Raw genomic sequence first — 11872 nt, forward strand, 5'->3', positions numbered from 1 at the left:
CATTTGCCGTGAACTCGCTTGCTTCCATTGCGGACGCCAAAACGTCCGGTAAGCGAACTCTGAACGGCACCCCTTGAATCCGAAACGACGAACGCGTCGAGCCAGCAACGTATTGCGAAGAAATATCCGGATGCTCAATTAATGGACAGAAATGCCGTCTGACTTGGCTAACGGATGAGCGCGGTGGCTACAAATTAGTCACCCCAATCCCGGCCGAAGACCGCTCCACGGCATGGAATCGGCCCGAGATCGACGGTTACGGCGCTTGTGCAATGCGGCCTTGTCCGGCGCTGCCGATCATCAGGCCTCGTCGGAAGCCGAGGCCTTGGCGAGTTTTCCATCGCGGATTTCGCTCAGCATGTCGGCGTTCTTGATGACGAGGTTGGAGCCGTGTGCACTCAGGATTCCAAGCTCGGTAAAACGCTTGAGGCTGATGGTGACGGACTGACGCGTCACGCCCGTCATATGCGCGAGATCGGCGTGGGTGAACGACGCGGCGATCAAGGTGCCATGATGCTCGTCGACGCCGTACAAATTCATCAGATGCAGCAGGAGTTGCGCAAGCCGCTCGGTCGGCGAGCGCGTCCCGAGCATCTGCGCCAGCGCGGAATAGCATTGGCCCTTGAAGCTGAGGCCCTCGATGATTCCGATGGCGAGCGCCGGAATCGTCAGCACCATCCGTCGCAGCACATCGCCCGGCAAATGCAGCACCGTGCTGTTGACGGCGGCAACCCCCGACCAGACGTGCAGGCCTTGCTTGAAGACTTCCGGGCCGCCGACGAAATTGCCGGAGTGCCAGTAAGCCAGCGTGATCTCGCGGCCCGAGGGTGCGGTGTAGAACACCTTGATGCGCCCGCTCTCGATCAGGAAGATGCCGTCTTGCGGACTGCCCTGGCTGAAGAGCTGCGCGCCGCGGTAGAGCACCCTGCGCTTTCCGGAGCCCAGCACGTGCGCGATCTCAGTTTCCGTCAGCCCGCTGAACAAATACGGCGGCCCGCTGCGCTGTGCCCCGCCATCGGTCATCAGCAGCGCGCCGAACTGCGCCGGCGCGCCGGCCTTGCCCGGCGCCTGCGCCGGTTGCGGTGGGTGATGCTTGCCGATCATGGGGCCGCTCGAAGCCAAACCTAAATCCTCACCTGCGTCGATACAGACGGAGAGCACCAGACGGAGAACATGAGGCTCGACTGCCGGATCCCTCGCCGGCACCGGCCTGCGATACTTCATGCTTTGCAATCGGCGCGCCAAGTACCATGTTCATTCTCCGTCGAAGGAACTTCCGTGTCCATATCCCGGGCTGTCGCACTTCGCCGCTATCCCGCGTTTCCGAGAGTTCGTCGCGTGCTGCGACAATCTGGCCAATCAGGTCCGGTTTGGTTAACATCGCTCGGAGCCCTCCCCTCATTTCCGACGAGCCCTCCCGTGAGCAAGCCTTCGAAATCGACCGCAAAAAACCGCGGCAACATCTATATCGGCATCGGCGGCTGGACCTTCGAGCCGTGGCGCGGCGTGTTTTATCCCGAAAAGCTCACGCAGGCGAAGGAACTGTCCTACGCCGCGTCGAAGCTGACCTCGATCGAAATCAACGGCACCTATTACGGCTCGCAGAAGCCGGAGAGTTTTCGCAAATGGGCGCGCGAGGTGCCGGACGGATTCGTGTTCTCGTTGAAGGGCCCGCGCTTCGCGACCAACCGTCGAGTGCTGGCGGAAGCCGGCGATTCCGTAAAACGCTTCTATGATTCCGGCGTGCTGGAACTCGGCGACCGGCTCGGCCCGGTGCTGTGGCAGTTCGCGCCGACCAAAAAATTCGACGAGGCCGATTTCGGCAAGTTCCTCGAACTGTTGCCGCGCAAACTTGAGGGCCGCTCGCTCCGTCACGTGGTCGAGGTGCGGCATGACAGTTTCTGCGTGCCTGACTTCATCGCGTTGCTGCGCGAGTTCGAGACGCCTGTCGTGTTCGCCGAGCACGGCAAATATCCGGCGATTGCCGACGTGGTCAGCGACTTCGTCTATGCGCGGCTGCAGAAGGGCAATGACGAGCTCAAGACCTGCTATCCGCCGAAGCAGCTCGACGCCTGGGCCAAGCGCTTCCAGGCCTGGGCCGCTGGCGGCGAGCCCGACGACCTGCCGCGCGTCGATGCCGCAAAGCCCGCGAAGATGCCGCGCGACGTGTTCGCCTATGTGATCCACGAGGGCAAGGTTCGCGCGCCGGCGGGCGCGATGGAATTGATCGAACGCGTCAAATAATTCGGCGTTCAATCCAGCTTGATGCCGGCCTCGCGGATCAGCTTGGTCCAGCTCTCGTATTCGGAGGCGACGAAGGCGTCGAGCTTGTCGTCCGGCAGATCCCACACCTCTCCACCGCTCTTCTCAAAACGCTCCTTGAGGTCGGGCAGCGACGCGCGGATATCGCGGCGCAGCTTTGCAATGACATCCGGCGGCGTCTTTGCCGGTGCGAATATCCCGAGCCAGGAATCGACGTCGAGGCCGGATACGCCGGCTTCCGACATCGTCGGCACGTCCGGCGCCAGCGGGCTGCGCTTGGACGACAGCAGTGCAATGCCCTTCGCCTGCCCGGACTGCACGTAAGGGAGCCCGGCGGCGATCGAATCGAAAAACAGGTCGATGCGGCCGGCGAGCAGATCGGTGAAGGCGGGCGGCGAACCCTTGTAGGGTATCTCCTGAAATTTTACGCCCGCGGCTTTCATGAAGGCGGCGGCCACCAGATGCTGGCCGGTGCCGACGCCGGCCGTCGCGACGGAAATCGAGCCCGGGTTCGCCTTGGCGGCGGCGACGATGTCCTGCAGCTTGCCATGCGGCAAATCCTTGCGGCCGACCATCACGTAACCGAACTTGTAGATCAGCGCGACCGGCACGAAATCCTTGCGCGGATCGTAGCCGAGCTTCGAATACAGCGCCGAATTGAACGCCATGTTGGAGAGCCCGCCGACCACCAGCGTGTAGCCATCCGGCTCGCTCTGGCTTGCCGCCTGCGTGCCGACCACGGTTCCGGCGCCCGGCTTGTTCTCGACGACGAAGGCCTGCCCCATCCGCTTCGACAGCGCGTCCGCAAGCTGCCGCCCGATCAGATCGTAGCTGCCGCCGGGACCGATCGGGACGATGATTTTCACCGGGCGGTCGGGATAGCCGGTCTGGGCGTGCGCTGCGGCAATGCCGCAAAGCACCAGCGCGAGTATCCAAGTCAACGAGCGGCTAATTCGGTTCATCTTGTCCCCCCAGCGAGAAATGGCCATCGACAGGCTCTTTCGCAGGACTATGCGACACGCCACTTCCGGCCGCAACGCGGATGTAGCAATCGACCGACCATTACCGTAGCCTTGCGCCAGCGACATAATGTCTGGATCGATATGGCCCGCAGGACAAAGCGCCTCTTCACCATCGGCTATGAGCAGACGCCGTCCAGGGCGGTGCTCGACGAATTGCAGAACGCCGGCGTCAAGCTGCTGGTTGACGTGCGCGCGGTCGCGTCCTCGCGGCGGCCGGGCTTCTCCAAAAATCAACTCGCGGCCGGCCTCGACGAACGCGGCATTTCCTATCTGCACCTGAAGGGACTCGGGACGCCGAAGAGTGGCCGTGAGGCCGCGCGCAGCGGGAAGCTCGGTCTGCTGCACAAGATCTATTCGGCACATCTGAAGACGGCGCAGGCGAAGGAGCAACTCGATGAGCTGTCGGCGCTGGTGAACAAGTCCGGTCCGGTGTGCATCCTCTGCTATGAGCGCGATCATGCCCAGTGCCACCGGCAATGGATCGCCGAGATCATCGAAGCGCGCGACGGCGTGAAGGTGGAGAATCTGGTGGCACCGCAGGTGTAGCCGGCCGTCATTGCCTGCGACAAACGCGAAGCGTTTGCGCAAGGGAGCGCAAGCGACGAAGCAATCCATTCTTTCTATATGCCGCGCGATGGATTGCTTCGCTTCGCTCGCAATGACGATGTGATAGCATCGCGCCTCACCCCTTGCCATCAAGCCGGAACGTTCCCTCCATCATCTGCACGCTACCGCCGCCGACATGAATCGAAGCGACCGCGCCATTCTGCTTGCGGACGCGCGTCAGCAACAGGCTGGGCCGGCCCATGTCGACGCCCTGCCCAATCTTCAATCTGAGTTCGCCGTCCTTGAGATCGTCGAGATCGGCCAGCAGCGCCGCGCAGGCCGCCGTCGCGCTGCCGGTGGCAGGGTCTTCGGACAGCCCGCTGGCGGCGGGGTGAAACATCCGCGCCTGCAGTTCGCACGGCTTTTCGGTCGCCGGCACGTCGCGGGTATAGAAGTAGACGGCGTCGCTGCCGTCGCACGGGAAGGTTTTTGCGAACGCCGCCGCATCGGGCCTGGCCCGCCGCAGCGCCTCGCGCGTGGCGACTTCGACGGCCAGGAACGACAACCCAACCGAGATGATCTGCGGTGGATGCCGGTCGGTCTTGACGTCGCTAGCCGACAGCGAGAGGCAGGCCGCAGCCTGCTCGGTGCTGACATGCGACATCCGCTTCAGCGGCTGCGGCGCCGTGAATTCGGTGCTGACGACCTTGCCCTGCTCGGTCACGATCTCGACCGGCACGAGCCCTGCTCCTTCCTCGAACAGCAGCCGCGCCGGCGGCTTTGCCGCCAGCGTCGCCAGCACGAAGGCAGTGCCGACATTGGGATGGCCTGCAAACGGAAGCTCCCGGTTCACCGTGAAGATCCGCACCTGCGCGTCGTGGGCGCGATCGGCCGGCGGCAGCACGAAGGTCGTCTCGGAATAATTGAACTCGGTGGCGATCGCCTGCATCTGTTCGGTCGACAGCCCGCCGGCATCAAGCACCACGGCGAGCGGATTGCCGCCGAAGGCGCGATCGGTGAAAACGTCCACAGTAATATAACGCCGCTGCATTTCGATACTCCGTTATCCTAACCGCCACACGGCCATCGGCCGCTCATAGCCCCTGACCTCGATCTCACCGAGCGAGACGGCATCGCCGCATGCTTCGCCGAGCGCATCGCGAACCGCTTCCGAAATCAGGAACTGCGAATTGAAGTCCTTGTTGAGCGCCTCCAACCGCGAGGCGAAATTCACGGTATCGCCGATCACCGTGTATTCCTTGCGCCGCGGCGAGCCGATATTGCCGGCGACCACCTCACCGAGATGAATGCCGATGCCGATGCGCAGCGGCCAGGTCGTCGCTTCATTGATCCGCGCATTGGCTTCCAGCATCTCGCGCGCCGCGGCAACCGCCCGGTGCGCCGGGTCCGGCGCCTCCAGCGGCGCGCCGAACAATGCCAGGAATCCGTCGCCCAAAAATTTGTTCACGATGCCGCCGTGGCGATCGAGAATGTCGACCAGCACGGCAAAGGCGCCGTCGAGCCGGTCCACCACTTCCTGCGGCGTGCGCGTGCGCGCGCCAGCAGTGAAACTGCGGAAATCGACGAACATGACGGCGACGCGGCGGATGTCGCTGTCGGTTTTCGTGCCCTCGGCCATCAGGCGCTCGACCACCTGCGGCGAGACGTGCTGGCCGAACAGATTGGTGATGCGGTCGCGCGCGGTCGCGGCCTTGATGCTTGCCTCGAACTGCCGCCGCAACTGCATTCCGACCGCGCCCGCCAACATGCCGCAGATCAGGAGGATCAGGCTGCGCGCGGCGTGATAATAGAGGGGTTCGGCCTGGTCGCCGATAGCCGGATGATAGAACATCGCCATGCAAAACAGCTGCACCGCGGCGACCGCGCCGGTGAAGGTCGAGAGCCAGAAATCCAGCCGCAGGGTCGAGAGGATGATGAAGATGAAATAGGTCATCGGCGTCACGAAGCCGAGTGCGGCCACCGATCCCATGCTGTTGATGTGCAGCGCCAGCGCGACCGTCGGCATCGAGGTCTCGATCAGCGCGCCGATATAGCGCCGGATCACCGGCCTGCCGCATGTGGCGGGTGATCTGGCTATGAACCCACAGCTCGAACAAGATGAACGGCACGATGATCGAATAAAGGTATTCCGGCTTCAGGTTGCCGTGCCAGACGCGGCTCACCGCTTCGGAAGCGAAGAAGTAGACGATCCAGAGAATGATGCCGAGCAGCGCGGTGGTTGCGACCAGCGCCTTGATCCGCAACAGCTCGGTCGTCATCACTTCCTGCATCAGCGCGCGCTGGAAGTCGGCCGACACCCCCGTGTCTTGATCCTTTGTCTTCTTGCCCCTGAGCCCAGCCATCGCCTCACCTAACCAGCATTCCGTCTGTCGCGCTCACAGCGTTTCCGTTTCTGCCGTCATTGCGAGCGGAGCGAAGCAATCCATCATCGCGTTGAGGAAGCATGGATTGCTTCGTCGCTTCGCTCCCTTGCGCAAACGCTTCGCGTTTGTCGCAGGCAATGACGAATGGACCCACCGCGCTACCTCCCCGCTGCCAACACTTATAGCCTCAATCGAGCGTGCGACGGAAGCGCGTCACGGCGATCGTCATCGCCACCAGCATCAGTGCAATGAGTGCAATCGTGTCGTATTGCAGGTTGGCGGGACCGGCGCCCTTCAGCATGATGGCACGGACGATGCGGATGTAGTGGGTCAGCGGAAGCCCCTCGCCGAGATATTGCGCCCATACCGGCATGCCCGAGAACGGAAACATGAATCCGGACAACAGAATGCTGGGCAGGAAGAACATCATCGACATCTGCATCGCCTGCAACTGGTTCTGCACGATGGTGGAGAAGGTGTAGCCGATCGACAGGTTGGTGGTGATGAACAGCGTCGTCAGCGCTGCCAGCAGCACCACGCTGCCGAGGATCGGCACCCCAAACAGCAGAACCCCGATGCCGACGATCAGCGAGGCCTGGATGAAGCCAACGATGACGTAGGGAATGATCTTGCCGAACATCACCTCCACCGGCTTGATCGGCATCGACAGCAGGCTCTCCATGGTGCCGCGTTCGATTTCTCGCGTCACCGACAGCGCGGTGAAGATCAGCATGGTCATGGTCAGGATGGTGCCGACGAGGCCCGGCACGATGTTGAGCCGCGATTCCGCGGCCGGGTTGTAGCGGGCATGCGCCCTGATCTCGAAAGGCATCGCGGGCGGATCGCCGATATGGAGGTCGTGTGCGAGCGCGGTCTGCACCACCACGCCGAGCGAGCCGAGCGCCGAGCCGGCCGCGACCGGATCGGTCGCATCGGCTGCGACCAGCAGCGCCGGGCGGTCGCCGCGCCGCACCGCGCGTTCGAAGCCGCGCGGAATCTCGACCCCGAACAGCACCTTGCCGGACTGCAGCAGATCGTCGAACTCGGCGACGCTATGCACTTCGCGGGTGAAGCGAAAGTAGCTGGTATTCTCCAGCGCCTTCAGCACCGAGCGCGCCAGATCGCTGTCCTCCTGTATCAATACCGCCGTCGGCAGATGGCGCGGCGTGGTGTTGATGGCGTAGCCGAACAGCAGCAATTGCATGACCGGGATCATCACGATCATCGCGAACGAGACGCGGTCGCGGCGAAGCTGGATGAATTCCTTGACCAGCATCGCATAGCTGCGCCGCCAGAAGCCGAAGGCCGGCTCGCCGACGCCGCGATCACGGTTGGTTGCTTCGGTTACACTCATTGGAAATTGTCCTTTGAGCGGTTCATGAGATCAATGAACACATCTTCCAGCGACGGCTCGCTGTCCTGCCAGTGCCATCCCCTCGTGTCGCGATAGGGCGCGATGGTCGCCTCAAGCGCAGCTTTGTCGCGCCCCGAGACGTGCAGGCTGGTGCCGAACGGTGCCACCATGTCGACGCCGGGCTTTCCGGCAAGCTCCGCCGCAAGCCCGTTGAGGTCGTCGCCGGAGACCGTCCAGGTCGACAATGCCGACTTCGCGATCACCTCGTCCACCGTGCCATGCGCCAGCAGATGGCCATAGGCGATATAGGCGATCTCGTGACAGCGCTCGGCCTCGTCCATGTAATGCGTCGAGACCAGCACAGTCAGCCCCTCGGCGGCGAGCGCATGGATCTCGTTCCAGAAATCGCGCCGCGCCTTGGGATCGACGCCGGCGGTCGGCTCGTCCAGCAGCAGCAATTGCGGGTTGGGCAGCGTGCAGGCGCCGAGCGCGAGCCGCTGCTTCCAGCCACCCGAGAGCTCGCCGGCGAGTTGCTCCTCGCGGCCGTTCAAGCCAATGCGCTGGATCATGTCGCGTGCGGCGCCCCGCGCGTCAGGCATGCCGTAAAGCCGCGCGACGAATTCCAGGTTCTCCCGCACCGAGAGATCCTGGTACAGGCTGAAGCGCTGCGTCATGTAGCCGACCTGGCGCTTGATCTTGTCGGCGTCGCGGCGGATGTCGTAGCCGAGGCAGGTGCCCTCACCGGAATCCGGCGTCAGCAAACCGCACAGCATGCGGATGGTGGTGGTCTTGCCGGAGCCGTTGGGCCCAAGGAAGCCATAGATCGAGCCGCGCTTCACCTGCATCGAAAGGTCATGCACGACCTCGCGGCCGCCGAACGATTTTGACAGGCCCTCGACGTTGATGGCGATGTCGGGGCTTGATGCCGGAGCCAAATTCATCGCTTGTCCGCCATTGGCGTTCGAGGATTGAGAAACACGCTGATCGGCTGGCCGACGCGCAAGCTATCGGGCCGGCTCGGCCGCGCCTGGATCAGGTAGACCAGCTTGTTGCGCTCATCGAGGCTGTAGATGACCGGCGGGGTGTATTCGGCCGTGGTCGCGATGAAATAGATCTTTGCCGTGAGGTCGGCCGCGCAATTGTCGCAGGTCACCTTCACCTCATCGCCGATCGCAAGCTTCGGCAATTCCGTCTCCGGCACGAAGAAGCGCAGCTTCATGTTGCCGGGCGGCATGATCGACAACACCGGCCGCTGCGCCGGAACCATCTCGCCTTCGCGGAAGTAGATCTGCTGGATGGTGCCGCCGACCGGCGCAAAGCCGCTGCGCCGCGCCAGCCGGGTCTGCGAGGTGTTGACGCGGGCTTCCGCCACCCGCAGCGCCGAGGTCGCTGAATCGAGGTTGGCCTGCGTGCCGGAACCGGTCTTGCTCAGCGAGGCCGCGCGGTCAAAAGTCTGCTGCGCATTGGCGAGCGTCGCCTTGTTCTGATTGAGATCCGCCTGCTGCAGATCGTCGTCGACCGAATAGAGCGGCATGCCGGGCTTGACCTCGTCGCCCTCGCGCACGTTGAGCTTGGTCACGCGCCCGCTTTCATCCGGGCTGACGAAGATCATGTCGGCCTCGACCCAACCCTGGAAGCCCGGATCCTTGCGCTCCTTGCAGCCGGTGAGCACGGCGGCGAGCGCCAGCGCGGCCAGAATTGTCGTCATTCGCGACGAAGTCATGTCGTCCTCCGTTCGCCAAAAATCAGATCGAGATGCACCCGAAACATTTCGAGGGCGTCCAGTGGCGCATGTCTGCTGAAAAGGCTCTGCCAGATCACGGCGATCAGCGCGGGCGCCACCATGATTTGCGGAAACCGCGCCAGGTTTTTCTGCTTGATCTCGCCGCGCGCGATGCCGAGTTCGATCAGCGCGCGCATGCCGGCGAGGCCGCGCGATACCACTTCGCGGTAATAGAAGTCGGCCACGGCCGGAAATCGCGGCCCCTCGGCGACGATCAGGCGCACGAGGTCGCCGCGCCGCGTGGTCGCCACCTCCTCGATGAAGGTTTTTGCAAAGCCCTCCACCATGTCGCGGACCGACGTCCCGGGCTGAGGTGGTGTGCCCCACAGGCGGGTAATCATTGGCACGATGGCGGTCCGGATCAGTTCCTCGAACATCGATTCCTTGTCCTTGAAGTGCAGATAGATCGTGCCCTTGGCGACGCCGGCGCGCTTGGCGACGTCATCAAGCCGCGTCGCCGCAAACCCGCGGGCGATGAACTCGTCCATCGCCGCCTCGACGATGGCCCCGCGCCGCTCGGCCGCGCGTTCGGCGCGGCTCGAAGCGGGCTTGGGCGACGCCGGAACTGCCGATGACGTCGCCCCGGCCCGGCGATTGGCGGGTTTCGGGGCTGATTTCCGGGTGTTTTTGGTGGCCTGTTTTGTCATGCTCACTATATGACTGACTAGTCAGTCATTGTCAATGTCGGGCGGAAAGCGGCCTTTCACATGGGCGTGACCGAAATCTCGATCGCGCCGGCTGGAGAATTTTGCGCGGCTCCAAGGGCGCGTCATACGCCACAGATGCGGGGTATCCAGCACGTGGCGGCCTATCCGCGTCATTGCGAGCGGAGCGAAACAATCCACCTCGCGGCACAAAGAAAGAATGGATTGCTTCGCTGCGCTCGCAATGACGGTGGATACAATCTTGCATTCTCGCGACGCACTGCGCCCGAGGTTTGCATGAACTTGTCCCCTCCACTGAAATCGGAGGGAGCAGGGAATGCCGGGTGCACGCTGCACCCGCGGTCTCGTGTGCAAGATAGAGATAGAGGCGCACACGAGCATACAGGTACAGCCGGAGCACTCCGGCATTCCCTGCGCAATGGTTTGACGGCTTATGCCGTGCTCTCCCTGGAGACGAATTCCTTTTGCCTCCATCGCTGCCGGCTTGATGGCTCACGCGATCCGGTTGGATCGCATGCGCCACCGGCAGCTTGGCACCAGCCACGGGTGTCAGGACCACACGGTTTTGCCGTACGGAGCAACGTCGTTCATCCTGCGCGCTGTGAACCGCTCATGAGCTCAGCTCACCCTGCGGCCACGCTTCGCGCCGACGCCCTCGCGTCCACCGCATCCCGCCTCGCGTTCGTGACGATCGCGATACGCCCCTCTTGCCGAGACGGGACAGCGCGGAAATAGCCACTGATTTGGGGTGATTGGGAAGAAGTATATATTTGCGAGGACAACTGGACGGCCCAAATCAGATTGAATCCGTTCAGCAAATTAGATTTTACGCGCACCGGCTTTTTCGCCGCGATTGCCCCGGCTGCCGGTTCCTGGAGCTGCCGAATGACGCCCAGCCTCGGCTACCAGAGATTGAGACTGCTGCAAAACGGTGCAAGCATGGTCGGCGGCGGCGCCCTCGCCGCGATGTCACAACCGGCTGACGCGAAAGATTCGAGCGAGCTGCCAGCCCCCAAGCGGGCGCTGACCGGCCGCGATGAAGCCGGCAAGTCGGTGTTCAAGTCCTTTGACGTCACGCCGAAGGTGGGGGAGATCGATTCCAATTCGGGACTGACTTTCTACGCGCTCTACATGACCGAGCCCTGTCCGATGGCCTTCATCTCGGTTAGCCGCCGCCGGCTTCGATCGGCAGTCTTGCGAAAATCGACCAGGCAGCGATCCGACGTCCGCAGGCTCAATCGCAATCCGACCAAAGCCCAATAGTGTCGATGATATCTGCCGATATTATTATCGGGGTACCGCCGGAAGCCGGCCCTGCCCGCTCAAAAAAGGAAAAAGAAAAGGGTGATCGCATGACGTCAGATGGCATCGCCTTGGCCGCCATTGTCATCCTGCTTTTTCCGATGGGTTACTTTTTTCTGGCGGCGCCCGCCTTTCTGCTGGTGAAGCTCGACATTCCACAAGTCACCCAGCTGTTACGCGGCATGTTCAATGCCCATTTTCTGATGACGGGCATTGCCGGCGTCATCGGGACGGTGACCTTTGCTCTGACCGGTCGGCCGGTTTTCGCGATCGGCGTTGCGCTGATCGCGGCTTTCGCGGTCCGGGCGCGTGGCTGGTTTCTGCGGCAGTGGGATGCCCAGCTCAGCGCCAGGGATGCCGGCGACGCCGCGGCGGTGCGGCGGCTGCATTGGGGCGGCATGCTGTGCAACGCGATCGTGCTTTTCGCGATCGTCGCCAGCATTCCCTACGTCAGCGCCACGGCGACGTAATCAGCTTGTAGATCCTATGGGGTGGCAGGTGGTCAGGGGTAAGCTGAGTTTGCGACCACCCAACCACCCGGAGGATCAACGATG

At 63.0% G+C, this 11872-nt stretch carries 11 protein-coding genes and 1 pseudogene; 4 read left to right on the forward strand and 8 right to left on the reverse strand.

Annotated elements, in window-relative coordinates; translation table 11 throughout:
• Window positions 1-300 precede the first annotated feature (300 nt).
• Window positions 301-1104 (reverse strand): Crp/Fnr family transcriptional regulator, encoded by an 804-nt coding sequence (locus JQ624_RS35630; protein WP_212423551.1) that lies wholly within the window; start codon window positions 1102-1104, stop codon window positions 301-303.
• 315 nt (window positions 1105-1419) lie between these two features.
• Between JQ624_RS35630 and JQ624_RS35635 the strand changes: the two genes are divergently transcribed.
• Window positions 1420-2244 (forward strand): DUF72 domain-containing protein, encoded by an 825-nt coding sequence (locus JQ624_RS35635; RefSeq protein ID WP_212423552.1) that lies wholly within the window; start codon window positions 1420-1422, stop codon window positions 2242-2244.
• 8 nt (window positions 2245-2252) lie between these two features.
• Here the strand turns inward: JQ624_RS35635 and JQ624_RS35640 are convergent, their stop codons facing one another.
• The gene (locus JQ624_RS35640; protein ID WP_212423553.1) at window positions 2253-3224 is read right to left on the reverse strand and encodes a tripartite tricarboxylate transporter substrate binding protein; all 972 of its coding nucleotides are present in this window, start codon (window positions 3222-3224) and stop codon (window positions 2253-2255) included.
• 141 nt (window positions 3225-3365) lie between these two features.
• Between JQ624_RS35640 and JQ624_RS35645 the strand changes: the two genes are divergently transcribed.
• Window positions 3366-3830 (forward strand): DUF488 family protein, encoded by a 465-nt coding sequence (locus tag JQ624_RS35645; protein ID WP_212423554.1) that lies wholly within the window; start codon window positions 3366-3368, stop codon window positions 3828-3830.
• A gap of 136 nt (window positions 3831-3966) precedes the next feature.
• Here the strand turns inward: JQ624_RS35645 and JQ624_RS35650 are convergent, their stop codons facing one another.
• The 6 genes and pseudogenes from JQ624_RS35650 to JQ624_RS35675 all read right to left on the reverse strand — a co-directional run bounded on the left by JQ624_RS35650 (window position 3967) and on the right by JQ624_RS35675 (window position 9998).
• On the reverse strand, window positions 3967-4881 hold the full coding sequence (locus JQ624_RS35650) for a PhzF family phenazine biosynthesis protein (protein ID WP_212423555.1): 915 nt from the start codon (window positions 4879-4881) through the stop codon (window positions 3967-3969).
• A gap of 12 nt (window positions 4882-4893) precedes the next feature.
• Window positions 4894-6193 (reverse strand): annotated as a pseudogene (locus JQ624_RS35655) (adenylate/guanylate cyclase domain-containing protein).
• A 208-nt stretch (window positions 6194-6401) separates the two neighbouring features.
• Window positions 6402-7568: an ABC transporter permease gene (locus JQ624_RS35660; protein ID WP_212423556.1), complete on the reverse strand. Its 1167-nt coding sequence runs from the start codon at window positions 7566-7568 to the stop codon at window positions 6402-6404.
• Window positions 7565-8509, reverse strand: a complete 945-nt coding sequence (locus tag JQ624_RS35665; protein WP_212423557.1) for an ABC transporter ATP-binding protein — start codon at window positions 8507-8509, stop codon at window positions 7565-7567. Before JQ624_RS35665 ends, JQ624_RS35660 begins: the two co-directional genes overlap by 4 nt.
• Window positions 8506-9291, reverse strand: a complete 786-nt coding sequence (locus tag JQ624_RS35670; RefSeq protein ID WP_212423558.1) for an efflux RND transporter periplasmic adaptor subunit — start codon at window positions 9289-9291, stop codon at window positions 8506-8508. Before JQ624_RS35670 ends, JQ624_RS35665 begins: the two co-directional genes overlap by 4 nt.
• Complete coding sequence (locus JQ624_RS35675; protein WP_212423566.1) at window positions 9288-9998, reverse strand: TetR/AcrR family transcriptional regulator; 711 nt, start codon at window positions 9996-9998, stop codon at window positions 9288-9290. The genes JQ624_RS35670 and JQ624_RS35675 overlap by 4 nt, the downstream gene beginning before the upstream one ends.
• A 903-nt stretch (window positions 9999-10901) precedes the next feature.
• Here JQ624_RS35675 and JQ624_RS39030 point away from each other — a divergent pair.
• The gene (locus JQ624_RS39030) at window positions 10902-11279 is read left to right on the forward strand and encodes a hypothetical protein (protein ID WP_249130331.1); all 378 of its coding nucleotides are present in this window, start codon (window positions 10902-10904) and stop codon (window positions 11277-11279) included.
• A gap of 89 nt (window positions 11280-11368) precedes the next feature.
• Window positions 11369-11788, forward strand: a complete 420-nt coding sequence (locus JQ624_RS35685) for a hypothetical protein (protein WP_212423559.1) — start codon at window positions 11369-11371, stop codon at window positions 11786-11788.
• Window positions 11789-11872 lie beyond the last annotated feature (84 nt).

The sequence above is a fragment of the Bradyrhizobium sp. AUGA SZCCT0283 genome, assembly GCF_018130385.1.
Taxonomy (GTDB): domain Bacteria; phylum Pseudomonadota; class Alphaproteobacteria; order Rhizobiales; family Xanthobacteraceae; genus Bradyrhizobium.